The organism is Methylorubrum suomiense, assembly GCF_022179765.1.
Classification (GTDB): Bacteria; Pseudomonadota; Alphaproteobacteria; order Rhizobiales; family Beijerinckiaceae; genus Methylobacterium; species Methylobacterium suomiense.
Window position 1 is genome coordinate 26,324 of the sequence record NZ_BPRE01000007.1, and the last position, 24,511, is coordinate 50,834.

General features: G+C 68.3%; 26 protein-coding genes and 1 tRNA gene. 24 read left to right on the forward strand and 3 right to left on the reverse strand.

Annotated features, from left to right (window positions below; translation table 11 throughout):
• Positions 1 to 99 precede the first annotated feature (99 nt).
• The 9 genes from MFF26_RS12290 (at position 100) to MFF26_RS12330 (ending at position 5,834) form a co-directional block, all read left to right on the forward strand.
• Positions 100 to 1,326, forward strand: a complete 1,227-nt coding sequence (locus MFF26_RS12290) for a hypothetical protein (RefSeq protein ID WP_238308056.1) — start codon at positions 100 to 102, stop codon at positions 1,324 to 1,326.
• A gap of 16 nt (positions 1,327 to 1,342) precedes the next feature.
• Positions 1,343 to 1,717 carry a hypothetical protein gene (locus MFF26_RS12295; protein ID WP_238308057.1) on the forward strand — a complete coding sequence of 125 codons (375 nt, stop codon included), beginning with the start codon at positions 1,343 to 1,345 and terminating at the stop codon, positions 1,715 to 1,717.
• 10 nt (positions 1,718 to 1,727) lie between these two features.
• Positions 1,728 to 2,090 carry a hypothetical protein gene (locus tag MFF26_RS12300; RefSeq protein ID WP_238308058.1) on the forward strand — a complete coding sequence of 121 codons (363 nt, stop codon included), beginning with the start codon at positions 1,728 to 1,730 and terminating at the stop codon, positions 2,088 to 2,090.
• An 11-nt stretch (positions 2,091 to 2,101) separates the two neighbouring features.
• The gene (locus tag MFF26_RS12305) at positions 2,102 to 3,496 is read left to right on the forward strand and encodes a hypothetical protein (protein WP_238308059.1); all 1,395 of its coding nucleotides are present in this window, start codon (positions 2,102 to 2,104) and stop codon (positions 3,494 to 3,496) included.
• Between the two features lie 93 nt (positions 3,497 to 3,589).
• Positions 3,590 to 4,084, forward strand: a complete 495-nt coding sequence (locus tag MFF26_RS12310) for a sterol desaturase family protein (RefSeq protein ID WP_238308060.1) — start codon at positions 3,590 to 3,592, stop codon at positions 4,082 to 4,084.
• A 22-nt stretch (positions 4,085 to 4,106) separates the two neighbouring features.
• Positions 4,107 to 4,790: a lysozyme gene (locus MFF26_RS12315; protein ID WP_238308061.1), complete on the forward strand. Its 684-nt coding sequence runs from the start codon at positions 4,107 to 4,109 to the stop codon at positions 4,788 to 4,790.
• Between the two features lie 3 nt (positions 4,791 to 4,793).
• Positions 4,794 to 5,060, forward strand: coding sequence for a hypothetical protein (locus MFF26_RS12320; RefSeq protein ID WP_238308062.1), 267 nt, complete (start codon positions 4,794 to 4,796; stop codon positions 5,058 to 5,060).
• Entirely contained in the window at positions 5,057 to 5,473 is a 417-nt protein-coding gene (locus MFF26_RS12325) for a hypothetical protein (RefSeq protein ID WP_238308063.1), read from the forward strand. Before MFF26_RS12320 ends, MFF26_RS12325 begins: the two co-directional genes overlap by 4 nt.
• 4 nt (positions 5,474 to 5,477) lie before the next feature.
• Positions 5,478 to 5,834, forward strand: coding sequence for a hypothetical protein (locus MFF26_RS12330; protein WP_238308064.1), 357 nt, complete (start codon positions 5,478 to 5,480; stop codon positions 5,832 to 5,834).
• A 21-nt stretch (positions 5,835 to 5,855) separates the two neighbouring features.
• On the opposite strand, the gene MFF26_RS12335 is transcribed toward MFF26_RS12330, so the two are convergent.
• The 3 genes from MFF26_RS12335 to MFF26_RS12345 form a co-directional block, all read right to left on the reverse strand.
• Positions 5,856 to 6,257 carry a hypothetical protein gene (locus MFF26_RS12335; RefSeq protein WP_238308065.1) on the reverse strand — a complete coding sequence of 134 codons (402 nt, stop codon included), beginning with the start codon at positions 6,255 to 6,257 and terminating at the stop codon, positions 5,856 to 5,858.
• A complete protein-coding gene (locus MFF26_RS12340) occupies positions 6,254 to 6,517 on the reverse strand; it encodes a hypothetical protein (RefSeq protein ID WP_238308066.1) in 264 nt (87 codons plus the stop codon). Before MFF26_RS12340 ends, MFF26_RS12335 begins: the two co-directional genes overlap by 4 nt.
• Positions 6,518 to 6,610: 93 nt before the next feature.
• A tRNA-Thr gene (locus tag MFF26_RS12345) sits at positions 6,611 to 6,685 on the reverse strand.
• A 285-nt stretch (positions 6,686 to 6,970) separates the two neighbouring features.
• Here MFF26_RS12345 and rpsT point away from each other — a divergent pair.
• The 15 genes from rpsT to MFF26_RS12420 all read left to right on the forward strand — a co-directional run bounded on the left by rpsT (position 6,971) and on the right by MFF26_RS12420 (position 24,493).
• Complete coding sequence (rpsT, locus tag MFF26_RS12350) at positions 6,971 to 7,237, forward strand: 30S ribosomal protein S20 (RefSeq protein ID WP_137828082.1); 267 nt, start codon at positions 6,971 to 6,973, stop codon at positions 7,235 to 7,237.
• 587 nt (positions 7,238 to 7,824) lie between these two features.
• Positions 7,825 to 9,330, forward strand: a complete 1,506-nt coding sequence (dnaA, locus tag MFF26_RS12355; protein WP_137828083.1) for a chromosomal replication initiator protein DnaA — start codon at positions 7,825 to 7,827, stop codon at positions 9,328 to 9,330.
• A gap of 301 nt (positions 9,331 to 9,631) precedes the next feature.
• A complete protein-coding gene (gene dnaN, locus MFF26_RS12360; protein WP_137828084.1) occupies positions 9,632 to 10,753 on the forward strand; it encodes a DNA polymerase III subunit beta in 1,122 nt (373 codons plus the stop codon).
• 62 nt (positions 10,754 to 10,815) lie between these two features.
• Positions 10,816 to 11,067, forward strand: a complete 252-nt coding sequence (locus MFF26_RS12365; RefSeq protein WP_137828085.1) for a type II toxin-antitoxin system ParD family antitoxin — start codon at positions 10,816 to 10,818, stop codon at positions 11,065 to 11,067.
• Positions 11,064 to 11,360, forward strand: a complete 297-nt coding sequence (locus MFF26_RS12370; RefSeq protein ID WP_137828086.1) for a type II toxin-antitoxin system RelE/ParE family toxin — start codon at positions 11,064 to 11,066, stop codon at positions 11,358 to 11,360. Before MFF26_RS12365 ends, MFF26_RS12370 begins: the two co-directional genes overlap by 4 nt.
• The gene (recF, locus tag MFF26_RS12375) at positions 11,353 to 12,510 is read left to right on the forward strand and encodes a DNA replication/repair protein RecF (protein WP_137828087.1); all 1,158 of its coding nucleotides are present in this window, start codon (positions 11,353 to 11,355) and stop codon (positions 12,508 to 12,510) included. The genes MFF26_RS12370 and recF overlap by 8 nt, the downstream gene beginning before the upstream one ends.
• 123 nt (positions 12,511 to 12,633) lie before the next feature.
• Positions 12,634 to 14,493, forward strand: a complete 1,860-nt coding sequence (gene recQ, locus MFF26_RS12380; RefSeq protein WP_137828088.1) for a DNA helicase RecQ — start codon at positions 12,634 to 12,636, stop codon at positions 14,491 to 14,493.
• 316 nt (positions 14,494 to 14,809) lie between these two features.
• The gene (locus tag MFF26_RS12385) at positions 14,810 to 15,493 is read left to right on the forward strand and encodes a trna delta -isopentenylpyrophosphate transferase (RefSeq protein ID WP_137828089.1); all 684 of its coding nucleotides are present in this window, start codon (positions 14,810 to 14,812) and stop codon (positions 15,491 to 15,493) included.
• Positions 15,494 to 15,619: 126 nt separating this feature from the next.
• The gene (recD2, locus tag MFF26_RS12390) at positions 15,620 to 17,779 is read left to right on the forward strand and encodes an SF1B family DNA helicase RecD2 (RefSeq protein ID WP_137828090.1); all 2,160 of its coding nucleotides are present in this window, start codon (positions 15,620 to 15,622) and stop codon (positions 17,777 to 17,779) included.
• A gap of 201 nt (positions 17,780 to 17,980) precedes the next feature.
• Positions 17,981 to 19,147: a hydrolase gene (locus MFF26_RS12395; protein ID WP_137828091.1), complete on the forward strand. Its 1,167-nt coding sequence runs from the start codon at positions 17,981 to 17,983 to the stop codon at positions 19,145 to 19,147.
• Positions 19,148 to 19,372: 225 nt separating this feature from the next.
• Positions 19,373 to 21,601 (forward strand): phosphoribosylformylglycinamidine synthase subunit PurL, encoded by a 2,229-nt coding sequence (gene purL, locus MFF26_RS12400; protein ID WP_137828092.1) that lies wholly within the window; start codon positions 19,373 to 19,375, stop codon positions 21,599 to 21,601.
• Between the two features lie 127 nt (positions 21,602 to 21,728).
• Entirely contained in the window at positions 21,729 to 21,965 is a 237-nt protein-coding gene (locus MFF26_RS12405; RefSeq protein ID WP_137828093.1) for a BolA family protein, read from the forward strand.
• Positions 21,966 to 22,066: 101 nt separating this feature from the next.
• Entirely contained in the window at positions 22,067 to 22,402 is a 336-nt protein-coding gene (gene grxD / locus MFF26_RS12410) for a Grx4 family monothiol glutaredoxin (protein WP_056243117.1), read from the forward strand.
• Positions 22,403 to 22,469: 67 nt separating this feature from the next.
• Positions 22,470 to 23,372, forward strand: coding sequence for an NAD(P)/FAD-dependent oxidoreductase (locus tag MFF26_RS12415; RefSeq protein WP_238308067.1), 903 nt, complete (start codon positions 22,470 to 22,472; stop codon positions 23,370 to 23,372).
• Positions 23,373 to 23,608: 236 nt separating this feature from the next.
• Positions 23,609 to 24,493 carry an SMP-30/gluconolactonase/LRE family protein gene (locus MFF26_RS12420; RefSeq protein ID WP_137828095.1) on the forward strand — a complete coding sequence of 295 codons (885 nt, stop codon included), beginning with the start codon at positions 23,609 to 23,611 and terminating at the stop codon, positions 24,491 to 24,493.
• Positions 24,494 to 24,511: the final 18 nt, after the last annotated feature.

A 24,511-nucleotide genomic window follows, 5' to 3' on the forward strand; every position in this document is an offset into this window, starting at 1 on the left:
GTCGGGCGAAACCCGCGAATTGATCACCGTCCGCAGCGCTGCGCGCCGGACCCTGATGCCCCGCCCCCGTGCGGGGCTTCTTCGTTTCCAGGCCTCCCCATGCATCATCCGCTCGCTGCCGGGCTCGCGCTCGCGCTGGGCCTGATCGCGTCCGCGTCGGCGACCGAGTCGTGGCCGAAGTCGCGACAGCAGGTCCTCGACGCCTCGGGTCGGCCGCTGCTGTCGCCCAGCGTCGCGTTTTTCGCGGCCGGTACGACGAGCCCGCTCACGGTCTATTCCGATCCAGGGCTGACGAAGCCCCTGCCCCATCCGGTGAAGGCGGACGGCAACGGCCGATTCCCGCGCATCTACCTGCCGGAGGTGCGCTACGCGGAGCAGGTCCTCGGCCCCTACGGCGAAACGCTGTGGCGCGACGATGGCCTTGGCTCCGTACCGCCGACCACGGATAGCGGCAGCGGCGGCGGGACGATCGATCCGTCCGCCGTCGCCAGCACCGGTGACGTGAAGTGGCGCATGGACGCCGGAATCCTCCCCGGCTGGGTGCGGATGAACGGCCGCACGCTCGGCGGCGCCGGGTCGGGCGCGACGGAGCTCGCTTCCGCGTCCGCTGCGACCGCCTTCGCCTATCTCTGGAACACCTTCCCCGACACGGTCGCCTCGGTGGTCGGCGGGCGCGGCACGTCGGCGGCGAGCGATTTCGCGGCCGGCAAGCAGATCGTCATCCCGACGATGCAGGGCCTCGTGCAGGCCGGTCTCGACGACATGGGATCGAGCCCGGCCGGGCGATTGCAGACGATCACCGATCTGACGCTCACCGCCGGCTCGACCACTGCCACCGTCGCCAGCGCGTCCCGGCTCGCGATCGGCATGACGGTGACGGCGGACGGCATCTCGTCCGGCACCACGGTGACGGACATCGCCGGCACCACGATCACGCTGTCCCAGCCCGCGGCGGCCGGCTCGACCGGCACGGTGTCGGGGGCGCGGTTTTCGCTCCTTGGCGATGCGCAGGCGACGGCGCAGGTCGGGGGCGATGCCCTGTCCAGCCTGACCAACCGGAACCTCCCGGCCGTTCTGCCGTCGGGCACGGTGACCGTCGATTACCCGTCGCACGGCTACGTCTCGCCCGAAGCGCTCATCAATCTGGCGTTCGGTGACGGCGGCACGATCGCCAACGTCTCGAACATCCTCATCCGCTTGAAGGGCGCCCAGACGACGCCCCCCGGCGCGAAGACGTTCAGCGTCTCGCAGCCCAACCCCGGCGGCGACGTGCCGGTCTCGAACCTTTCGCCGATGCGCCTCGGCACCTTCTATCTGAAGCTCTGAGCCGATGCCGTCCTTCATGAACACCCTCGGCGCGGTGTCCCGGCAGGCGCAGTGGCGCTTCCGGCACGTCTTCCGCAGCGCCGATGAGCGCGGTCGCCTCGACGTCACGGATGCCGGGCTGATCGACTTTTCGGCCTGCTCCGAAGTCGCGCTCCAGGTGACGCCCCGGGCGCCCCATCGCGGGTGCTGGGGCAGGCAGGAGCCGGCCCCCGTGCTCGCGGCCTCGCTCGTGGGCGGTTCGCTCGTCGTCTCCAACCCCGGCATCGTCGAGGCGGTGTTCCCCGCCGGCTCGCTGCTCTGCCTCGAACCCGGCCTCTACGACGCGCGGGTCTTCGTCACCATCGGCCCGGAGACAGAAGAGATCTTCTGCGAGCCGGTCGAAATCGCCTGAGGTCGCCCCGATGCCGAGCTATCCCCTGCGCCCGACGTTCCCGGTCGATGTCCGATCGCCCTCGGGCACGGTGAGGATCGGGCGCCAAGGCACGGCCGTCACCGTCGACGTCACCGGCGAGCAGCTCCTGGCGACGCTGCCTCCCACCACGGGCCAGCTCTTCGGGGCGCTCGAGGGAATGTTCCCCGGCTCGACTGCGATGGTCGCGGGTGCCGTCCCCGCCGATCCGTCGAGCCCGGTCCACCGGGCCTACCAGACGACGGCGTTCGTCTCACCAGGGTGCGCGCTGCTCGTCTTCGTCCAGGCCACGCTCGGCCTGACCGATTTGCAGGTGGAAAGCCTGCTCGCCGCCGCCGCTCTCCAGCCGAAGTGAAGGGACTTCACATGATCCCGATGTTCCGCGCGGCACTCGCCGCCCTGGCGGTCGCGTCCTGCCTCTTCGGGTCGGCCCCTGTGCTGGCTCAGACCTTCATCCTGCCGGAGATCGGCCTACAGAATAGCGGCTCCCAGCGCTCGCTTGCGGTCAAGGATCGTGTCAGCGGGACGATGGCCCCGATGGGCTACATCGACACCGCGACCGGGAAGTTCGTTTCAGCCCCCGGAAAATTCGAGATCAAGACCAAATCGCCGGCTGATCTCAGTATGGCCGGTGAGAAAAACCCGAACGTCATCATGTTCGGCGCAGGCAACGCCATCTCGTTCTGCCCGTCTCTGTCATGCGTAAACGGGCCGCCGAACGGTTCGATCGACCCGCTGTTCTTCGACCATCAACGCGCCTCGCTCTTCCTCTCCGCGCAGACGCAGATGGACGGCCAAGCCGAAGAGCAGACCCTCGGCATCACCACCACGATCAAGACGGGCTATGCCAAGCCCTACACGCAATCGACGGCCTACGCGCTCGGCGACAACGTCAACGTCGGCAACGCCACCTATCGGGTGATCCAGGCGGGCACCACGGGCGCGACGGCGGTGCTGCCGGGCTCGCGTCCGACCGATCTCCCCTTCAATCTGACCGATGGCACGGTTCGGTGGACGTGGGTCAACGACGCCTTCATCAACGCGAAGGTCGGCATCTACAACGAGACGGAGGTGGTCGCCGGCGGGGGACAGAGTTGGTCCCAGGCCAACAATTTCATGCTTCAGCGGGGCGTGATCCCGACGTTCCACACGAACACCGAACTCGACTTCACGAACAATTCCGGCACCGATTGCGTCGCGGGCGTCTCGAACTGCCTCGGCCTCTACATCCGGATGGCCGGGTCGAACCGCTCCACGTCCGCAATCTCGATCGAGGGCGTTGAGGAGACTGGCCGCTCGTTGTTCGGCACCCGGTTCGTCGGTCCCCTCGCCGATACCACGATCGACATCGGCACCACCGGCACCATCGGTCTCGGCATCGGCACCTTCACGGCGGCCAGCTTCACCAATGCGGCCATCAGCGACGCATCGACCGCCCCCGTTGGGTTGAACATCGCCGGCGCAAAAAGCCTCGCCGCGATCCGCGTCGCTTCGACTGGAGCCGCCGGCATCGACCTGCGAGACGGCGCTTTCTCCGGCCAGCAAATCATCGGCAAGAGCTTCTCCATCGACGGGGCCGGAAACGGGGTTTTCGGCAACCTCTCCGTGACGGGGCAGATCTATGAGCCCAGCCCGTTGATCCCGGCGACCAGCGTGACGGCCTGCACCAAAGGGCAACACTCCTGGGATGCCAATTACGAGTACCGCTGCGTCGCGACGAACACCTGGAAGCGTGTCCCCTACGCGGCGGGCAGCTGGTGACGGCGCAGGGGAAGCGGTCGCCCCCGGCAATCTCACTCGCGGGCTTGCGCGGGCGCGCGGCTCCTCTCTGATCCCGCCCACCCCGGAATCATCATGTCCCGCCTCGCCTACTATGCCGACTTCGTGTCGATGCCGGCGCTCGCGCTGGCGCTGATCCTGTTCGGCGGCGCCACGCTGCCGGGCATCGTCCTCGGCCTCGTCGCTTGGACGCTCGCCGAGTACGCCATTCACCGCGTGCTGTTCCACCGCCTGCCCCTGTTCAAGGCGGGCCATGACGAGCACCATGCCAAGCCCTCGGGCCGAACCGGGGTCACGTCCTGGCATTCGCTCCTCGTCTTCGGGGCGCTGTTCCTGGTGCTGTCGGCCGGCATCCTCGCGGGCATCGCCCTCGGGTATCTCGCCTACATCGCCGCCCACCACGCCGTGCATCACTGGCGGGTCGCGCCTGGGCATCCGCTCTACGGTCTGAAGATCCGGCACGCGATGCACCACCGCGGCGACGAGGTGAACTTCGGCGTTGTCACGACCGCGTGGGATCGGCTGTTCGGAACGTACCGGCCGATCCGGGCAAAGCTCGCCCAAATCTAGTCCACCCACATCGGAGATCGCGATGGACCTCTCCCCCATCGGACGCGCGGCCCTCGTGGCGCGCGAAGGCGAGCGGCTGACCGCCTACAAGGATTCGGTCGACGTTTGGACCATCGGCGTCGGGGTCACCACGGCCTCGGGGCTCATCAAGGTCACACCTGGGCTCAAGATCACGAAGGCGCAGAGCGATGCGCTGTTCGCGCAGGCCGTCGCGAAATACGTCGACCCGGTCCGCAAGGCGCTGCGCTCCGATCGGGCGTGGCCGCAGGAGTTCTTCGACGCCTGCGTGTCGCTGGCCTACAACATCGGGCCCGTCGGCTTTGCACAAAGCTCGGTCGTGCGCCGCGCCAACGCGGGCGACATGGCGGGCGCGATCGAGGCGTTCCTGATGTGGAACAAGCCCGCGGTCATCATCCCGCGCCGGCAGGGCGAGCGGGACCAGGCCGCGACCCCCTACAGCCAAGCGCTGCCACGCGCGCGCCGGGGCGATCCCCATCCGGTCTGGGCGTCATCCGCGGCTGTCCCGGTGGCGAAACCGCTACCCGATCCGCTGGCGCCGATCACGAAGGTCCCGCCTGCTCCCGCTCCCCAGCCCGCCCCCTCCGGCGGGCTTCTTCGTTCCGGGGTCCAGGCGACCGGCGGCGCGGTCCGCTCCGGACTGGCCGGGCTCTACGACCTGATCCACTCGGCGTTCCGGAAAGGCTGAACCATGGCGCCCCGCCCTATCCTCGCACGGGCCCGTCTTGGCCTGCGCCGCTGCTGGCGTGCTGCCTCCGGCTGGCGGGTCTACCTGCTGGCCGCGTTGATGGCCTTGCCCGACGTCCTCGACGCGCTGCCCGGTATCGATCTAGCGCCGCTGCTGCCGGAGTGGCTGCCGGGCACCAAGGTCGCGGCGGTCCTCGCTGTCGCCCGCCTCGCGGCCCGCGCCTACGCGACCAAGCTCGCGACGCTGCCGGCGCGGGAGCCGCCGCGATGAACCTCCTCGGCTGGCTCTCCAACCCGATCGGAAGCCTTCTCGGCACCTTCGGCTCGGGCCTGATCAAGGTGTTCGGCAACTCGGTGCTGGGGCCGATCCTCAAGGGGATGGAAAACGGCCAGAACACGCAACGCGATGTGGCGGTGCAGGTCGTTCAGGCGGAGATGGCGGCGAACTCCGCGAAGGCGGCCATCGCCCCCGCCTTCAAAGGGCTGATCTACGGCATCGGCATCCCGCCCGCGATCCACTTCGGGGCGATGTGCCTCTCGAAGACCTTTGCGCTTGGCTGGCCCATCGAGCCGCTGCCGACCGAGTACGTGGCGATCGAGGCCACGATCCTGACCGCCTTCTTCGTCTCCTCACCGCTGACGACGCTGGCGCGAGCTGGTGCTGCCCGCCTGCTGAAAGCCTGATCCGATGGATACCTCGTTCCTCTCGGCCGGCCCGGTCACCTGGCCCGTGCTCTTCGCCTTCGCCCTGTTCGTGATTGGGCTGGGCAAGCTCGCCGATTGGGTGACCGGCAAGTTCCGAGCCGGGACGAAGGACGCTGTCTCTCCGCTGACGATCGACATGGCGGCGGCCAAGATCGAGATTGCGTCGCTGAACGAGAAGCTGAACGCCTTCAAGATCGAGGTCGCCCGGACCTACGTCACCGGCGACGTCATCACGCGCTTGGAGCAGCGAATTGACGTCCTCGTGAATTCGGTACGCGATGAGATGAAGGAGACGCGGGACATCATGCTCAAGGCGATCACGGGCCGTCCGCGCGGCTGATCCTCGGCCGTTGACACCTGTTCACGCTCCAGGCGCCTCGGCTTCGGCCGGGGCGCCTTTTTCGCGTCCGGCCTCCGCTTCGTATCCCCACCACACTGCTGCGAGCAGATTGCCCGACCAGCACCCATGCGTCGTCGCCGTCACCTCGCGCAGTCGGCGCCGCCATTCGCGCTCGACAGCCCATGAGGCGCGAAGCTCCTCGATTGCTTCGGCCTTCGTCTCGGCCTCGCCCCCGAGCGGGATTGCGGGCTTCTCGACAGTCCCCCACCGCATCGCGCACACGATCGTCCAGACCCACCGCGGGCCACCGTGTCGAACCTCGCAGTGGTAGACCCGCCCTATCGTCTCGCCGCGGATCGTAAGCACGAAGTCCGGGGCGCGCTCGCCGAAGGTGTAATCCCAGACCTCGACGTCGAGGCTCACGCCTTCTCGGCCCGCGCCAGCAGGATCGCCGTCCGGGCCGCGCTACGCCGTGTGGCCGGTGCGCTGTCCTTGTTGCCCAGCACCGACTTGGCGAAAGCGCTCGCCTCCACGGCTGCGGCCAGATCGACCGCGTAGCCATCGGCAAGCGGGGCCCGGTCCGTTGAGCCGTCGAGCACTGCCTCCACGAGGCGGTTCACGTCGTCGTCGGTGACGGCTTTCGCCTTGAACAGTTCGGAGATGAGGGGGGACGATTCAGGCATGCGCTGAACCTAACGACAGGTTCAGGGAAGAGCTATGGGTTCATCAGAACCCGCGAGCACTTCATAAATTGTCAGCTAAGTCGTTGAAATAAATGGTGCTGCGAGAGAGGATTGAACTCTCGACCTCCTCATTACCAATGAGGTGCTCTACCACTGAGCTACCGCAGCGCGGGTTCGGCGGGCGGTGCCGTCGCCGAACCGGAGGCGGCATTAGCGGATCGAATTCCGCTTGGCAACGCTTCTCCGGCGTTTCGAGGCAAGGAAATCGGCAGGGCCGCCGCGGCGTGACGATTTGTTGACGGAGCGCGGGGGCACCGCTATAGGACCCGCTCCGCGACCGGCCGCTCTCGGTGACCGGGCGCTTCGCCATTGCCAATCATTCAGGCTGCGCTGACCGACACGGGAAAATCCCGTATTCGGGTCGTTGCCGCCGCGACCAGACGAGGATGCCCCATGGCCAACACCGTGTCGGCCAAGAAGATGACCCGCAAGATCGCCAAGCGCACGGCGATCAACCGCTCGCGCCGCTCGCGGATGCGCACCTTCGTCCGCAAGGTCGAGGAGGCCATCGCCTCGGGCGATCAGTCCAACGCTCTGGCCGCCCTCCGCGCTGCCGAGCCGGAGATCATGCGCGCTGCCCAGCACGGCATCGTTCACAAGAACAACGCCTCGCGGAAGGTCTCGCGCCTCGCCGCCCGGGTGAAGGCCATCGCCGCCTAAGCCCCTTCGCCCGGCCGTCGGCCGGGTGACATCGTTATGGACGACACAAGCCCGGCCGTGTGCCGGGCTTTTTTCGTGCGCGAAACGAGGCCTTCGCTGTCCCCATGAGGGGCGCGCCCATCCACCGGACTCGGTCCGGTGTCCACAGGTTTCGCGCCATACTTCCGGATTGCCTCTTGCGCCATGGCGCACCAGCATTGGCAAATATCCATTAACCACGTTCGAATCGTTATCGACTCGCCGAGTCGTGGCGCGACGTGTAGCTTAACAAAACCTTGATAGCGGGGGCGCTGCACAAGGTGAGCACCGATGCTGCGCGAGTCTTCCCCAAGATGGTCCCCCGCTCTCGACTCGGCGAAGGCCCGATCACGTCTCCGTGCCAGCGAAGAAGTTGTCCCCGATCGTCCCGCTGTTAGGAGAACGATAGAGGATTGTTGATACACAGCCTTCTTGAGCGATGGCCGTCGACGCGCCTCTTGACAGCGTCGCGGAGTTCATTCGGTCCCGCCTGAGTCGGGTGGGCCCTCTCGTGTAGCGTTTGCGTACGCAGCCGTCCGGTCCGCCGGGCGGGTGCGAGGAGAGTTTCGATGCACCTCGACGGCAGCATGGCGGACGGCGGGAATGGCGGCGATGGGAGGAACGGGATCGACGTGTCCGCCGCCTGGGGGCGGGTGAAGCGGCGCCTTCGGGCCGAACTGGGCGAGGATGTGTTCGCGAGCTGGTTCGCCCGGCTCGAACTGGAAGAGGTCTCCGGCGGCGTGGCCCGCCTTACCGTGCCGACCCGCTTCCTGAAGAGCTGGATCGAATCGCATTATCTCGACCGGGTGCTCACCACCTTCCGGGCCGAGGCCGAGAGCGTCGGTCGGATCGAGGTGGGCGTGCGTGGCCCCTCCGCGCCGTCGCGCCCCGTCGCCAATGCGGGCAAGCCCAGCCCGACGAGCGGGCCGCTGACTCGGCTCCACGCCACGGCGACGCCCGCGGCGCTTCAGGGCCCCGGCCCGATGGTCGAGACCGAGATCGCGGTGCCGCGCGGTGAATCGGCCGCGGTCGATCTCAACGGGGCGCCCCTCGATGCGCGCCTGACCTTCGCGAGCTTCGTGGTCGGCCGCTCCAACGCGCTGGCGCATGCCGCAGCCGAGCGGATCGCCCGCAACGACGGCGAGGGCGCTCTGTACAACCCGCTCTACGTCCATGCCGGGGTCGGCCTCGGCAAGACCCACCTGCTTCACGCCGCAGGACATGCCGCCCGCGAATCGGGCCGGCGGGTCATCTATCTCACCGCCGACCGGTTCATGTATGGCTTCGTCAACGCCTTGAAGACGCAGAGCGCGCTCGCCTTCAAAGAGAAGCTGCGGGCGATCGACCTGCTGATCCTCGACGACGTGCAGTTCATCCAGGGCAAGTCGATCCAGACCGAGTTCGGCCATACCCTGAACGCCCTCATCGATTCCGGCCGTCAGGTCGTGGTCGCCTCGGACCGGCCGCCGACCGAACTCGAGACCCTCGACGAGCGGGTCCGCTCGCGTCTCGCCGGCGGACTCGTCGTCGAGATCGGCACTCTCGACGAGGGGCTTCGCACGTCGATCCTGTCTGCGCGCCTCGCCGCCGTGCGCCAGAGCCACCCGAACTTCGAAGTCTCGCCGGCGGTCTCGGCTTACGTGGCCCGCGCGATCACGGCGAATGGTCGCGATCTCGAAGGTGCGGTCAACCGCTTGCTCGCCCACGCGACGCTGACCGGTGCCCCGGTGACGGTCGAGACCGCGGAATCGGCGATCCGCGATCTCGTCAAGAATCGCGAGCCGAAGCGGGTGAAGATCGAGGACATCCAGAAACTGGTCGCCTCGCGCTACAATGTCTCGCGCTCCGACATCCTGTCCGAACGGCGCACCGCCGCCGTCGTCAAGCCCCGCCAGATCGCGATGTATCTGTCGAAGGTGCTGACGCTCCGCTCGCTCCCCGAGATCGGCCGCCGCTTCGGCGGACGCGATCACACCACGGTGCTCCATGCCGTGCGCAAGATCGAGAAGCAGATCGGCGAGGACGCGGTGTTGGGGGATGAGGTCGAGTTGCTGAAGCGCATGCTTCAGGACTGACCCTGCGGGAACGTCCTGCGCCGGTCTCCGCGGCTCTGATTCCGGCTCCAATGCCGGAGCTCCGCGACGGCGCAGGGCGCTGCAGGTAAAGTCCGGCGTCGGTGCACGCCGAGATCGGCTGCCCGAGGCCACCCGCGCGCTTGGCGCGGGTGCGTTCGCATGCCGCGAGGCGGGACAGGCGCCCCCGTGCCCTTGCCTTCGGCAGGGGGCTTCGCCAAGCTATACGGCCCTTTTCCGCTCACGGCTCCGGGCCGAGCCTCCTGGCGGGCGGGCGTTGTTGCGAAAGATCACGGATCCGTCGATGAGAGTCACTGTCGAGCGCGCGGCCCTCCTCAGATCGCTCGGCCACGTGCACCGGGTGGTGGAGCGGCGCAACACCATCCCGATCCTCTCCAACGTCCTGCTGCGCACCGCCGAGAACGGCCTGCAGCTGAAGGCGACCGACCTCGATATCGAGGTCACCGAGACCGTGCCGGCGGACGTTCTGGATGCGGGCGCCACCACGGTGCCGGCCCATGTCATCTACGACATCGTCCGCAAGCTCCCCGACGGCGCGCAGGTCTCGCTCGAGACCTCCGGCGAGACCGGGCAGATGACGATCCGGTCCGGCCGCTCGCGCTTCGCGCTGGGCGCGCTGCCCGAGGGTGATTTTCCCGATCTCGCCGCGGGCGAGCTGCCGCACTCCTTCTCGATCCCGGCGGCCGAGCTGAAGCTCCTCATCGAGAAGACGCAGTTCGCGATCTCGACGGAGGAGACCCGCTACTACCTCAACGGTATTTACCTCCACGCGGTGGAGGTCGAAGGCGAGGCCAAGCTCCGCGCCGTCGCCACCGACGGGCATCGACTGGCTCGGGTCGAGACCGCCGCGCCCGAGGGCAGCCGCGGCATGCCGGGCATCATCGTCCCGCGCAAGGCCGTGGCGGAGATTCAGAAGCTCGTGGATGACGGCGGCGAGAGCGTCGAGGTCGAGATCTCGCCGGCCAAGATCCGCCTTACCTTCGCCGGTGGGGTGACGCTGATCTCGAAGCTGATCGACGGCACCTTCCCGGATTACCAGCGGGTGATCCCGACCGGCAACGACAAGCGCCTGACGGTGGAGCGTGACGCCTTCGCCCGCGCCGTCGACCGGGTCTCGACCATCTCGTCCGAGCGCGGCCGCGCCGTGAAGCTCTCGGTGACGGAAGGGCGGCTCGCCCTCTCGGTGACGAACCCGGATGCCGGATCGGCGACCGAGGAGCTCGACGCCGATTACGAGGCCGCCGCGCTCGATATCGGCTTCAACGCCCGCTACCTCCTGGACATCACCGCCCAGCTCCAGGGCGACACCGCCCTGTTCAAGCTCGCCGATCCGGGCTCGCCGACGCTGATCCAGGATCGCGACGGGGCCCCGGCGCTCTACGTGCTGATGCCGATGCGGGTGTGAGGCGAAAGGGTCCCTCGCCTCGCTCGGATCGACCGGTTAGATTGGCCGGCGCGAGGGAGCCCATGTCCGAACCTGTCGTCCTCAACCCGGAAAACGCGGCCTTCGTCGATGATCTCGTTGCGGCCGGGCGCTACGCTTCGATCGACGAGGCCGTGGTCGACGGCATTCGTCTCCTGCGCTTGCGCGAAGAGCGACTATCGGAATTGCGCACGGCATGGGTCGAGGGCGTCGAGAGCGGCGCGTATGAGCCGGTCGAGGATGTTCTCGACGCGCTTGCCGCGCGCTACGAGACGAGGGATGCGGCCGGCTCGTGAGATCGGTCGTCATCTCGCGGCGGGCGCGAGCGGACCTCAGGGATATCGGCGATTTCATTGCGGTTGACGATCCGAAGCGCGCCGTGAGCTTCGTCACGGAACTTCGCGAGCGGTGCCGATCTCTTTCCCACACCCCGTTCCAGGGCCGGCCGACACCGGAGATCGCGGCAGAAGTCCGCGTTCTGGTGTTCCGTTCCTATCTGATTCTCCACCGTGTCGGCGACGACGCCGTCCTGATCGATCGCGTCATCCATTCTGCCCGAGATCGGTCCGGCCTGCTGCCGTATGAATGAAGCACCAGCCCCGGCGACGCGCCTCACCCGCCTGATCGCCCGCGATTTCCGCAACCACGTCGATCTCGATCTGTCGACCGCGCGCCGCTTCGTGGCGCTGGTCGGCGAGAACGGGGCGGGCAAGACCAATCTGCTGGAGGCGGTCTCGCTGTTCTGCCCCGGTCGCGGCCTGCGCCGGGCGGATCTCGCCACCATGGCGCGGGTTTCCGGGCCCGGCGGCTTCGCGGTCTCGCTGACGCTCGACAGCGGCGAGGCCGAGCATCGGCTCGGCACCGGCTACGAGCCCCCGGTCTACGAGGCGCGCGGCACGCGGGTCTGCCGCATCGACGGGGCGGCGGCTCCCTCGCCGGTCGCCTTCTCGGAATTCTTGCGGATCGTCTGGCTGACGCCCGATCTCGACGGGCTGTTCCGCGGTCCGGCGGGCGACCGGCGCCGCTTCCTCGATCGGCTGGTCCTCGCCGTCGATGCCAGCCACGGCGCCCGCGTCTCGGCGATGGAGCGGGCCCTGCGCTCGCGCAACCGCCTGCTCGACGAGCGCCCGGACGACGCCCGCTGGCTCGACGCGGTCGAGCGCGAGGTGGCCGAACTCGGCGTCGCCGTGGCGCTCGCCCGCCGCGAGACCGCGGAGCGCCTGGACCGGCTCATCGCCGAGACCCGGGACGATGCCGCGCCCTTCCCCTGGGCGTCGATCCGTCTTGAGGGCGATCTCGACGACCTCGTCGCGGTCTGGCCCGCCTTGGAGGCCGAGGACCGGTTCCGGCGGGCGCTGATGCAGGGGCGCCATCGCGACCGTGCGGCCGGCCGCACGCTCATCGGCCCGCAAACCACCGACCTCGTCGTGCGTCACGGCCCCAAGGACGTGCCGGCGGCCACGGCCTCCACCGGCGAGCAGAAGGCACTCCTGATCGGTCTCGTCCTGGCCCATGCCCGCCTCGTGCGCGCCATGAGCGGCCTCTCGCCGCTGATCCTCCTCGACGAGGTGGCGGCCCATCTCGATCCGCGCCGTCGCGGCGGATTGTTCGACGCCCTCGAGGCCTTGGAGAGCCAGGTCTGGATGACGGGCGCCGATCCGGCCCTGTTCGGCGAGTTGAAGGGCCGGGCCGACCTCGTCCGCGTCGCCGAGGGTCGAATTCTGCCGGGAGATGGGTGAGCCGACCCAGATCCTGCGGCGCATCGGCTCGCGCGATCGCCGGTCATCTGCGATATGGCTGCCTATCGGCCGGCTGCGATAAGCTGGTCCGCACCCCTCCCCCCCTGAGCCCTCCGAGACCTCATGTCCGCTCGCCTCGCCGAGGCCCGTGCCGCGCTCCAAAAGACCTTCGGCTACGACGATTTCCGGCCCGGGCAGGACGAGGTGATCGGGGCCGTGCTCGACGGCGACGACGTCTTCGCGGTGATGCCGACGGGCTCGGGCAAGTCGATGACCTACCAGTTGCCGGCTCTCGTCGATGACGGGCTGACCGTGGTGGTCTCGCCGCTGATCGCGCTGATGCACGATCAGGTGCAGCAGATGCACGCCTTCGGCATCGAGGCGGCAACCCTCAATTCCACCGTGGCCGAGACGACCTCCCGCGAGACGTGGCGGAAGATCCGCGCGCGCGATCTGCGCCTGCTGTTCGTGTCCCCCGAGCGTCTCCTGATGGATGGCTGCATGGAGGCGCTGCAGAGCGCGGGTGTGTGCCGGCTTGCGGTCGACGAGGCCCATTGCGTCTCGCAATGGGGACACGACTTCCGGCCCGAATATCGCGAGATCGCCCGCGCCCGCGAAGCGCTCGGCAACGTGCAGACCCTGGCGCTGACCGCCACGGCGGATGCGGCGACCCGCGCCGAGATCGCCGAGCGGCTGTTTCCCGCGGGCCGCCCCCCCAAGACCTTCGTCCATTCCTTCGACCGGCCGAACATCCGGCTGACCTTTCAGCCCAAGGACAACCCGACGCGGCAGCTCGAACGCTTCCTGAAGAACCGCCGCTCGGAGAGTGGGATCATCTACTGCTCCTCGCGCAAGCGCGTGGAGCAACTGGCCGATACCCTGAAGGCCGACGGCTTCAACGCCCTGCCCTATCATGCCGGTCTCGATCAGGGCACGCGGGCAAAGAACCAGGATACGTTCCTGCAAGAGGACGGAGTGGTGATGACCGCCACGATCGCCTTCGGCATGGGCATCAACAAGCCGGACGTGCGCTACGTCTGCCACGCCGACATGCCGACCAATATCGAGGGCTATTATCAGGAGATCGGCCGCGCCGGCCGCGACGGCCTGCCGTCCGACACGCTCACCCTCTACGGTCTCGACGACATGGCGCTCCGCCGTCGCCAGATCGACGAGAAGGAGATTCCGGACGAGCGCCGCCGGGTCGAGCGACGCAAGCTCGAGGCGATGATCGCGCTCTGCGAGGGCGCGGCCTGCCGCCGGCAATCGCTGCTCGGCTATTTCGGCGAGGCGAGCCAGCCCTGTGGACGCTGCGATCTCTGTCGCGGCGGCGTCACTTTGATCGACGGCACGGTGAGCGCGCAGAAGCTGCTCTCGGCGATCGTGCGCACCGGCCAGCGTTTCGGTGCGGCCTATGTCTGCGACGTGGTGCATGGGAAGGAGAGCGAGCAGATCCGCCGCAACGGCCACGCCGCCCTCAAGACCTTCGGGGTCGGCGCGGACAAGCCGGTGACCGCTTGGCGCGCGCTGCTGCGCCAGCTCTTCGCGGCCGGCGCGGTGGCCGAGAACACCGACGGCTATGGCGGCCTCGTCATGACCGAGAAGGGCGAGGCGATCCTGTTCGGCCGCGAGACCGTGCAGGTGCGCCCGGATCCCGAACCGAAGAAGGCCGAGCCGCGCAGCCGCCGCACCACCCGCACCGAGGACGGCGCCGATGGCCTCAACGAGGCCGACGAGGCGCTGTTCCAGCACCTGAGAGGGCTGCGCGCCACCATCGCCCGGGCGGAAGGCATCGCGGCCTTCATGGTGTTTCCCGATCGCACCCTGATCGAGATGGCCCGCGGCAAGCCGGTGGATCTCTGGGCGCTCCGCTCGATCCACGGAGTCGGCGAGCGCAAGCGCGAGGCCTATGGCGAGCGCTTCACCGACGCGATCCGCGAGTTTCTGAGCGACGCCGCGGGTCGCGGGGCGGGACCCGGCTGAGGTTCATCCAAACAAATTCCCTCATCCTGAGGTGCGGATCGAAGCGGAGCCTCGAAGGAGGGTTCCAGAAGTCGAGCGATCCCTGGAGTCCTTCTTCGAGGCTGCTTCGCAGCACCTCAGGATGAGGGGGGCGGATGGGACGAGTCCGGCCTTCTTCAACAGGCTTATCCACAGGCGACAGCGACCGGCCGCCGCAGGCGGATGCATTGCGTCGTCCACACTTATCCACATATAAATCGTCAACAGAACAAAACACGAACAAGCGCGGCCGCAGCACCTTTCGCTCACGGGCTCCGCCCCCAGATCGGGACGCACCATGAGAACCGCCGACAAGCAGATTGCCGATATCCTCGTGCGCTACGGCGAGCCCTTCGCGGGCAATGTCTGGCGCGTGCAGGGCACCGCCGTGATCTATCACAAGACGCTGGAGCGCATCGCCGCTCACACCCGCATCCGCTTCGACCCGCCGACGCTGATCCGCTCGGAGCGCGACGAGGCGGTGATTCTCGTCACCGGCCACATGCCTGGCGAGAAGGCCGGGGAGGAGCGGGTCGAGTGGTCCATCGGCGAGGCGCTGGTGAACGTGAATTACCGCGTCTCGGGCCGGCAGGCGGCTTACGTCTACGCCATGGCCGAGAAGCGGGCGAAGGACCGGGTGATCCTCAAGCTGATCGAGTTGCACGGGCTCGTCTATTCCGAGGAGGAGGCCGACGAGTTCCGCCAGAACCACGGTGTGCCGATCCGCGCGGTGGACGAGGATTACGACGCCCCGCCCGCCTTCGACGAGGTGACCGAGCAGGAAGCCGACCTGAAGCGACTGATCGACGAGGCGGAATCGATCAACGCCGTCACCGATCTCATGCTCGACGAGCGCAGCCAGGGCATCCTCAACGCCATGCCCCACGGCACCCGCGAGGAGGTGCGCGACTACGCCAAGGCCCGCCTGCGGGCATTGGGCTGGCCGCCGGCCAAGAAGGCAGGGCGCGGACGGGCCGCGTAACGGGTTCCCAAAGGGCAAGCCCTTTGGCGGGGCACTGGGGCAGAGCCCCGGTTTCCCTCCTAGATCAGGGCTCCGCCCTGGACCCGCGAAAGGACTTGTCCTTTCGAAACCTGGATTCGGTGACGCATGGATGTGCTGGCGGGCTCCGTCGAGCGGGTGACCTTCCACAGCCCGGAGACCGGCTTCTGCGTCCTGAAGGTCCATGCCCGGGGTAAGCGCGATCTCGTTCCCGTGGTGGGGCACGCGCCCGCCATCGCCGCCGGCGAGTGGATGACCGCCTCCGGCCGCTGGACAAACGATCGTGAGCACGGGCTCCAGTTTCGGGCCGAGACGCTTCAGGTCACGGCGCCGACCGGGATCGAGGGAATCGAGCGCTACCTCGCCTCGGGTCAGATGCGCGGCATCGGTCCGCTCATGGCCAAGCGCATCGTCGCGGCCTTCGGCGAGGCCGTCTTCGAGATCATCGAGGCCGCGCCCGGCCGCCTCACCGAGGTCGAGGGCATCGGCAAGACCCGTGCTGCCCGCATCGTGAAGGGCTGGGCCGAGCAGAAGGCCGTGCGGGAGATCATGATCTTCCTGCACGCCCACGGCGTGGGCACCGCGCGGGCGACCCGCATCTTCCGCACCTACGGCCATGAATCCCTGAAGGTCATGGCGGAGGACCCATACCGCTTGGCCCGCGACATCCGGGGCATCGGTTTTCGCACGGCCGATGCGATCGCGCTCCGGCTCGGGCTCGCCCGCGAGGCGCCGCGGCGCCTCGCTGCCGGTGTCGCCTACGCGCTCCAGAAAGCGATGGACGAGGGCCATTGCGGCCTCCCCGTCGATGCCCTCGTGCGCTCGGCCGCCGATCTGCTCGACGTCGCACCCGATTTGGTGCGCTGCGCCGCCGCTCTGGCGCTGCGCGAGGGCCGGGATGTCGTCGCTGATACGCTCCGGGGCGAGCCCTGCCTGTTCCTGAAGGGCCTGCACGGGGCCGAGCGTGCCATCGCTGCCCGCCTCCTCGACCGTGCCGGGGGCACGCCGTCCTGGCCGCCGATCGATTTTCTCGGACGTGCCCGCCCCTGGGTCGAGGCGAGGACCGGCAAGGCGCTCTCCGCGTCTCAGGCCGAAGCCGTGGATCTCGCGCTGTCCGCAAAACTCTGCGTGCTGACCGGCGGGCCGGGCGTCGGCAAGACCAGCACCCTCGACGCGATCCTGCGCATCCTCACGGCCAAGGGCGTCCGCGTGCTGCTCGCCGCCCCGACCGGCCGCGCCGCCAAGCGCATGGCCGAGCAGACGGGGCTCGAAGCGCGCACGATCCACCGCCTTCTGGAGATCGACCCGCGCAACGGTGGCTTCCAGCGCGACGAGACCAATCCCCTCGACGCCGATCTCGTCGTCATCGACGAGATGTCCATGGTCGACGTGCCGCTGATGCATGCCCTGCTGAAGGCGATACCCGAGCGTGCGGCGCTGATCCTCGTCGGCGATGTCGATCAGCTTCCCTCGGTCGGTCCGGGACAGGTGCTGGCCGACGTGATCGCCTCCGGGCGCGTCCCCGTGGCCCGGCTCACCGAGATCTTCCGCCAGGCGGCGCAGAGCCGGATCGTGACGAGCGCCCATCGGGTCAACAGCGGATGTGTGCCCGAGACCCCGCCGCGGGGCGAGCCGAGCGACTTCCACATCATCGAGATCGACGATCCGGATGCCGGCGTCGAGACCCTGATCGAGGCGGTGGCCCGGCGCATCCCCCGTCGCTTCGGCCTCGATCCGACCCGGGACATCCAGGTTCTGACGCCGATGATCCGTGGATCCCTCGGCAGCCGCAACCTGAACCACCGGCTCCAGGCGGTCCTGAACCCCAATCCGCCCACGCTGGTCGAGCGCTTCGGTTGGCGCTTCGCCCCCGGAGACCGGGTGATGGAGACCCGCAACGATTACGACCGCGACGTGTTCAACGGCGATCTCGGCACGATCGCCGCGATCGATATGGCGGAGGAGGTGCTCAGCGTCGATTTCGACGGGCGCGCGGTCGTCTATCCCTTTGCCGAACTCGACACGCTGGTGCCGGCCTTCGCCACCACGATCCACAAGGCGCAGGGCTCGGAATACCCGGCCGTGGTGATTCCGGTGGTGACGCAGCACCGCACCATGCTGGCGCGCAACCTCCTCTACACGGGGCTGACCCGGGGACGTCGCCTCGTGGTCCTGATCGGCCAGCCCCGGGCCATCCGGACGGCGGTGCAGGATCATACCGTGCGCCGCCGCTGGACCCGGTTGCAGGAATGGCTGGAGGCGGGCTGACGCAGCGAGCGGTCACCGGACGCCGTCAGCCTGGGGCGCTGATCAGGGCCCGAGGATGACGGCGGTGATGTGGAAGCCTGGGCCGTTGCCCTTTTGCCCTCGCGCCCCCCGTGCGCCATCGTGTAGGCAACGGAAACGGCCGCTGGCCGCACGTCGCAACAAGGGCCGCACGCCATTTCCCGCCCCGACCCTTCCGAGCTGGTGCGGCAGGTCTTCTACCTGCCGGGCTTCGACCCGCGCCCGCCGGAGACGTATTGGGGTCTGTTCCGCCGGGAGAGTCGCATCACGGCGGAGCGGCGGGGAATCGGCATCACGGTCGGCGAACCGGTGCGCTCCGGCGACGAGATCAGTCTCGATTGGGACGTGACGAGCGATGTCGATGGCGCGGTCACCCGCCTGCGCTACAGCCTGCTGCGCTGGGACGATATCGTGCGTGCCCGCTTCCCCCGCTCGAACATGCGCCGCCTCGCCGAGGTGCCTGCCCTCTGGTGGCGCTTGTGGCGCAGTGGCTATCTTAGGGCATTCCGGCGCGAGGCGCGGCGCTTCCACCGCGTCATCCTCGGCATCCACCTCATCTACTTGGTCCTCGTCGTGCTGAGCCTCGCGCTCGCCGCAGGACTCGTCGCGATCGTATGGCCCGCGGGCTGGCCGGGCCTCGCCACCGCAGCCGTCGTACCGCCTCTCGCCTACGCGATCCTCAGCCTCGTGATGCGGGTGACGCGGGGAAGACCGCTCTATGTCGCCCATCTCGTCGACGACACCGCCTTCACCCACGACCATGCGTCCGGCCGTGAGCTGGCGATGCGCGAACGTCTGGCTCCCTGGGCCGAGCGTATCCGCGCCGCCGAAGGGGTCGCCTCCGAGATCGTCGTGATCGGCCATTCCTCCTCGAGCTTCCTCGCCCTCGAAGTCCTCGACCGCATCCTTGCCCAGGATCCCGATTTTGGATCGCGGGGTACGCCGGTGACTCTCGTGACGATCGGCAGCGTGATTCCCTGGATCACCCTCGATCCCCGGGCCGAGCGGACGCGGAATGCCCTCGCCCGGATCGGCGGCGAGACCCGCATCGGCTGGCTCGACGTGCGCGCCAGTTGGGATTGGCTGTCGATTCACCTGCGCGATCCCGTGAGTGCCTCGGGGTTGCCCGCGCCACCGCCGGGGCGTTTCGCGGTGCTGCGGGTGTCCATCGAGGATCTGATCGAGCCGGCCATCGTCGCGCGGCGGCGCTGGAACCTGTTCCGCATGCATTTCCAGCTCCTGATGTCGAGCCGGAAGCCGGGTGCCTTCGATTACGCGGCCTTCGTGGCCGGACCCGAGCCGGTCCACGCGGCGGTTGCCCGGATCGCGGCTCCGGCCACGAAGACCTAGGGGCTTGCCATCTTGGAACCGGTCAAGGAATTGTGAGGAAAAGCCGAGACCGTATCGCGCGCGATCATGTTGCGATGCCGTTCCGTGTTTGCAGCCGCCCCCGTTCCGCTCTAGAGCGAAGCCTGCGTCGCGCCGGTTCTTGCGGGGATCGGCCGCGGGTCTGGCGGGGCAGCGGCGCCGTCGTTTGGACGCTCGCGCGGCGAGGATTTTGAGCAAGGGCTGCGAATGTTTCGCAACGATGTTCCGATAACCCCCGAGCTCGTGCGCCAGCACGGTCTGACGCCCGACGAGTACGAGCGCTTCCGCGCGCTCGTCGGTCGTGAGCCGACCCTGACCGAGCTCGGCATCGTCTCGGCGATGTGGAACGAGCACTGCTCCTACAAGTCCTCGCGTAAACATTTGCGCGGGCTGCCGACCTCGGCGCCGTGGGTGATCCAGGGCCCCGGCGAGAATGCCGGCGTCATCGATATTGGCGACGGTCTGGCCTGCGTCTTCAAGATGGAGAGCCACAACCATCCGAGCTTCATCGAGCCGTATCAGGGCGCGGCGACCGGCGTCGGCGGCATCCTGCGCGACGTGTTCACCATGGGGGCCCGCCCCATCGCCGCCCTGAACGCGCTCCGCTTCGGCTCGCCCGACCATCCGCGCACCCGCCACCTCGTCTCGGGCGTCGTCGCGGGCGTCGGCGGCTACGGGAATTCCTTCGGCGTGCCGACGGTGGGGGGCCTTGTCGGCTTCCACCGGCGCTACGACGGCAACATCCTGGTCAATGCCATGGCGGTCGGCCTGGCGCGGGCCGATTCCATCTTCTACGCGGCGGCGACCGGCGTCGGGAACCCGATCGTCTATCTCGGCTCCAAGACCGGACGCGACGGCATCCACGGCGCCACCATGGCGTCCGCCGAATTCGACGAGGAGAGCGAGTCGAAGCGCCCGACCGTGCAGGTCGGCGATCCCTTCGCCGAGAAGCTGCTGCTCGAGGCCTGCCTGGAGCTGATGGCCTCCGGCGCCGTCATCGCGATTCAGGATATGGGCGCGGCCGGGCTGACCTGTTCGGCGGTGGAGATGGGCGCCAAGGGCGATCTCGGCGTCGAGCTGCATCTCGAGAAGGTGCCGACCCGCGAAGAGGGCATGAGCCCTTACGAGATGATGCTGTCCGAGAGCCAGGAGCGCATGCTTATGGTGCTCAAGCCCGGCATGGAGGCGGAAGCCCAAGCCATCTTCGTCAAGTGGGGTCTCGACTTCGCCGTCATCGGCCACACCACCGACACGCTCCGCTTCGTCATCAAGCACAACGGCGAGACGGTCGCCGACCTGCCGATCAAGGAACTCGGTGACGAGGCCCCCCTCTACGACCGCCCGCACATCGCCAACACGCACCAGCCGGTGATCGCCGCCGCCGATGTGGCGGCGCCGGTCCCGAATGCCGAGGCCCTGACGCGCCTGATCGGCTCGCCCGAACTCGCCTCCAAGCGCTGGGTCTACGAGCAGTACGACCACTTCATCCTTGGCAACACCGTGCAGAAGCCTGGCGGCGACGCGGCGATCGTGCGCATCGAGGACGGTCCGAAGGGGCTGGCCATCTCCACCGACGTGACGCCGCGCTACTGCGAGGCCGATCCGGTGGAGGGTGGGCGCCAGGCCGTGGCCGAGGCGTGGCGCAACATCACCGCCGTCGGCGGGCGCCCGCTGGCGATCACCGACAACCTCAACTTCGGCAATCCCGAGAAGCCCGAGGTGATGGGCCAGCTCGTCGGCTGCCTCAAGGGCATCGGCGAGGCCTGCAAGGCCCTCGACTTCCCCGTCGTATCCGGCAACGTCTCGCTCTACAACGAGACCAACGGCGTCGGCATTCTGCCGACCCCGACCATCGGCGGCGTCGGCGTCCTCGATGACGTGGAGCGGCACGCGACGCTCTCGCTCAAGCGCGAGGGGGACGTGCTGGTGCTGATCGGCCGCACCGAGGGTTGGCTCGGCCAGTCGCTGTATCTTTCCGAGATCGCCGGCCGCGAGGAGGGGGCGCCGCCCCCCGTCGATCTCGCTGCCGAGCGCCGGGCCGGCGACTTCGTGCGCAGCCTGATCGTGTCCGGGATCGCCGACACGGTCCACGACCTGTCGGATGGGGGTCTCGCCGTGGCGCTCGCCGAGATGGCGATGGCCGGGGGGATCGGCGCGACGCTTCCCGCGGTGCCGGACGGAAAGCTGCCGGTCCATGCCTACCTGTTCGGCGAGGATCAGGGCCGCTACCTCATCGCCGTCCCGGCCGAGGCGGCCGCCGATCTCCTCTACAGCGCCTCGGCGCAGGGGATCGACGCCGCGACCGTGGGCATCGTCGGGGGTGACAGCCTCGTCCTGCCGGGCCAAGAATCGATTGCGGTGGCCGCGTTGAAGTCGGCCCACGAGGGCTGGTTCCCCACCTATATGGCGAGCCAGCCCGCCGCTCCGGCGGCCTAGAGCATCGGCCCGAAAGGTGGATGACGGCTTTCGGGAACAGCCGGTGCGGACCAACACTCCGGAGGATCGCCCTGGATCCGAAATCCAGGGTGAACTTCCGGGCGACACGAGAAACGGGAGACACCCCATGCCGATGGATGCGCGCGACATCGAGGCGATGATCCGCGAGGCGCTGCCCGACGCGAAGGTCGAGATCAAGGATCTCGCCGGCGATGGCGACCATTACGCCGCAACGGTCATTTCCGCCGCGTTCAAGGGCAAGACCCGTGTCGCCCAGCACCAGATGGTCTACGGCGCGCTGCAGGGGCGCATGGGCGGCGTGCTCCACGCTCTTGCGCTGACCACGGGCGTCCCCCAGGATTGAAGCGGAGATGTGCCGCGCAGGGTGGTACGGCCTTGTATTCGGACGGGCCGTCCTGACCTCACGGCCAGTGGCATGAACGAAAGCTCGACGAGGACCACGCGATGACTGACACCAACACCACGATCCAGAACGAGATCGCGTCGCAGGACGTGGTCGTGTTCATGAAGGGCACGCCGCAATTCCCGATGTGCGGCTTCTCCGGTCAGGTCGTCCAGATCCTCAATTACCTGGGCGTCCCGTTCAAGGGCGTGAACGTGCTCGACGACATGGGCATCCGCGAGGGCATCAAGGCCTTCTCCAACTGGCCGACCATCCCGCAGATCTACGTGAAGGGTGAGTTCGTCGGCGGTTGCGACATCGCCCGCGAGATGTTCCAGTCCGGTGAACTCCAGCAGTTCCTGTCCGAGAAGGGCGTGCCGGTGAAGAGCGCGGCCTGATCGCCGTACTCCGTCTGAACTCTTTTCTGCCCGAACACTTGTCTCCCGGGTCAGCCCGGGAGACGGCATGTACGACGTCATCATCGTGGGTGGTGGCCCCGCCGGGCTCAACGCCGCCCTGATCCTCGGCCGGGCGCGACGCCGCGTCTTGCTCTGCGACGCCGGGCATCCGCGCAATGCCGGAACGCCGGCGACCTGGGGCCTTTTCGCGCGCGACGGCACCCCGCCCACCGCGTTGCGGGCGCAGGCACGGGCCGATCTCGCCCGCTACGACACCGTCGAAATTCGCGATGTCGAGGTGATCGGTGCCTCCCGCGACGGCGAGGCTTTCTCCGTGCGCCTCGCCGACGGACGAAGCGAGCAGGCCCGCCGCATGATCCTCGCAACCGGCCTTCGCCAGGATCTGCCCCCGGTCTCCGGCTTCGACATCTACTGGGGCACGGGGGTGCATTCCTGCCCGTATTGCGACGGCTACGAGGTGCGCGACCGGCCCCTCGCGATCTACGGACGCGGACATGGCGGAAGCGGGCTCGCCCTCGAATTGTCAGCCTGGAGCCGTGACGTGACGCTCTGCACCGATGGCGCCGACGCGGAGCTTACAGACAAGGACCGCGCCCGCCTCACCCGCAACGGCATCCGCATCGTCGAGGCCTCGGTCGACCGGCTCGACGGCGACGGGGCCCGCCCGCATCGCCTGTATTTCCGGGACGGCAGCGACATTCCCTGCGCGGCGTTGTTCGTGATGCCCTTCGCCTGCAGCCCCTCCCCGCTCATCACCGAACTCGGTTGCGACCTCGACGAGAAGCGCGGGGTCGTCCCGACCCGCGAATACGAGCGCACCAACGTGCCGGGATTGTTCGTGGCCGGCGACGCGTCGCGCCGGGTCCAGTTCGCCGTCGTCGCGGCAGCGGAAGGCGCCATGGCGGCCTTCGCCATCAACACGGAGATCATCGCCGAGCAGACTCGCTGAGGGGCTTTGTCCGGCTCGCCCTTGCCAACTCCTCATCCCAAGGTGCCGCGTCGGCGGCCGGGAACGAGGCTTCGAGGGATCGCTGAGACGTCCGAAGCCTTCCTTCGCGGTTCCGCTTCGCTGCGCATCTCAGGACGAGGATTCGATGGGATCAGCCGACCGAACTGGCTTCAAGGCTTCGTGACAAACCGGGCCGCCGGGCGTTGACCTGCGACCTCTCAGTTCGCGGAGCTGCGATGACCCCGACGATCCATCCCGAACCTGCCCGTGTCGCGGTGGCCTGCGGTTGCACCCTTGGGGAGGAGATCATTTGGGACGCGCGCGACGCCTCGCTTCTGTGGGTCGACATCGAGAATCCCGCCATCTGGCGGCATTGGACGCAGACCGGCGAGACCAAACGGCTCGGTCTCGACGAGAAGCTGAGCTTTGCTTTACCGACGACTGATCCGGATGTCGTCGTGGCGGGTTTCCGTTCCGGCGTGGCGGCGCTGAACCTCGCCGACGGGACGCGCCGGCCGATCGTGCGGCCCGACGATTTTCCCGAGGGCAACCGTCTGAACAGCGGCAATATCGGCCCTGACGGCAGCCTCTATTTCGGCAGCATGGACGATGCGGAGGAGGCCGAGACCGGCAGCTATCACCGGTTCGACGGCACCCGGCTCGCGACGTTCGGCGGGCTCGCGGCGGTGACGAACGGGCCGGTGGCGAGCCCGGATGGGCGACGGCTCTACACCATCGATACGGCCGAGGGGATCGTGCGGACCCATACCCTCGAAGGCGGCGAGATCGGCCCGGCGGAACCCTTGATCCGCTTCGAGAATGGATGGGGCAAGCCCGACGGCCTGACGCTCGATGCCGAGGGGCATCTGTGGATCTGCCACTACGGCGCCTCGCGCATCACGCGCTTCCGCCCCGACGGAAGCATCGAGCGCGTACTGCCGATTCCCACGGCGCTCGTCACAAAATGCGCCTTCGGCGGGCCGGACCTCACGACGCTCTACGTGACGACCTGCCTGCGCGGGCGTGATCCGGCCATCGACCCGATGGCCGGACATCTGTTCCGCGTCGAAACCCCTTTCAAAGGACTCCCGGCACGGCTCTACGAATTGCCGCTCCCCTGACCAGGGCCCGGCCTCGAC

Bases quoted from the DNA above. Each gene is read 5' to 3' on its own strand.
- MFF26_RS12290 (WP_238308056.1), top strand. From the start codon at position 100: ATGCATCATCCGCTCGCTGCCGGGCTCGCGCTCGCGCTGGGCCTGATC.
- MFF26_RS12405 (WP_137828093.1), top strand. From the start codon at position 21,729: ATGCCGATGGATGCGCGCGACATCGAGGCGATGATCCGCGAGGCGCTG.
- MFF26_RS12365 (WP_137828085.1), top strand. From the start codon at position 10,816: ATGTCCGAACCTGTCGTCCTCAACCCGGAAAACGCGGCCTTCGTCGAT.
- MFF26_RS12310 (WP_238308060.1), top strand. From the start codon at position 3,590: ATGTCCCGCCTCGCCTACTATGCCGACTTCGTGTCGATGCCGGCGCTC.
- recQ (WP_137828088.1), top strand. From the start codon at position 12,634: ATGTCCGCTCGCCTCGCCGAGGCCCGTGCCGCGCTCCAAAAGACCTTC.
- purL (WP_137828092.1), top strand. From the start codon at position 19,373: ATGTTTCGCAACGATGTTCCGATAACCCCCGAGCTCGTGCGCCAGCAC.
- MFF26_RS12420 (WP_137828095.1), top strand. From the start codon at position 23,609: ATGACCCCGACGATCCATCCCGAACCTGCCCGTGTCGCGGTGGCCTGC.
- dnaN (WP_137828084.1), top strand. From the start codon at position 9,632: ATGAGAGTCACTGTCGAGCGCGCGGCCCTCCTCAGATCGCTCGGCCAC.
- dnaA (WP_137828083.1), top strand. From the start codon at position 7,825: ATGCACCTCGACGGCAGCATGGCGGACGGCGGGAATGGCGGCGATGGG.
- MFF26_RS12305 (WP_238308059.1), top strand. From the start codon at position 2,102: ATGATCCCGATGTTCCGCGCGGCACTCGCCGCCCTGGCGGTCGCGTCC.
- MFF26_RS12330 (WP_238308064.1), top strand. From the start codon at position 5,478: ATGGATACCTCGTTCCTCTCGGCCGGCCCGGTCACCTGGCCCGTGCTC.
- rpsT (WP_137828082.1), top strand. From the start codon at position 6,971: ATGGCCAACACCGTGTCGGCCAAGAAGATGACCCGCAAGATCGCCAAG.
- MFF26_RS12325 (WP_238308063.1), top strand. From the start codon at position 5,057: ATGAACCTCCTCGGCTGGCTCTCCAACCCGATCGGAAGCCTTCTCGGC.
- MFF26_RS12295 (WP_238308057.1), top strand. From the start codon at position 1,343: ATGAACACCCTCGGCGCGGTGTCCCGGCAGGCGCAGTGGCGCTTCCGG.
- MFF26_RS12340 (WP_238308066.1), bottom strand. From the start codon at position 6,517: ATGCCTGAATCGTCCCCCCTCATCTCCGAACTGTTCAAGGCGAAAGCC.
- recF (WP_137828087.1), top strand. From the start codon at position 11,353: ATGAATGAAGCACCAGCCCCGGCGACGCGCCTCACCCGCCTGATCGCC.
- MFF26_RS12315 (WP_238308061.1), top strand. From the start codon at position 4,107: ATGGACCTCTCCCCCATCGGACGCGCGGCCCTCGTGGCGCGCGAAGGC.
- grxD (WP_056243117.1), top strand. From the start codon at position 22,067: ATGACTGACACCAACACCACGATCCAGAACGAGATCGCGTCGCAGGAC.
- MFF26_RS12320 (WP_238308062.1), top strand. From the start codon at position 4,794: ATGGCGCCCCGCCCTATCCTCGCACGGGCCCGTCTTGGCCTGCGCCGC.
- MFF26_RS12415 (WP_238308067.1), top strand. From the start codon at position 22,470: ATGTACGACGTCATCATCGTGGGTGGTGGCCCCGCCGGGCTCAACGCC.
- MFF26_RS12385 (WP_137828089.1), top strand. From the start codon at position 14,810: ATGAGAACCGCCGACAAGCAGATTGCCGATATCCTCGTGCGCTACGGC.
- MFF26_RS12300 (WP_238308058.1), top strand. From the start codon at position 1,728: ATGCCGAGCTATCCCCTGCGCCCGACGTTCCCGGTCGATGTCCGATCG.
- recD2 (WP_137828090.1), top strand. From the start codon at position 15,620: ATGGATGTGCTGGCGGGCTCCGTCGAGCGGGTGACCTTCCACAGCCCG.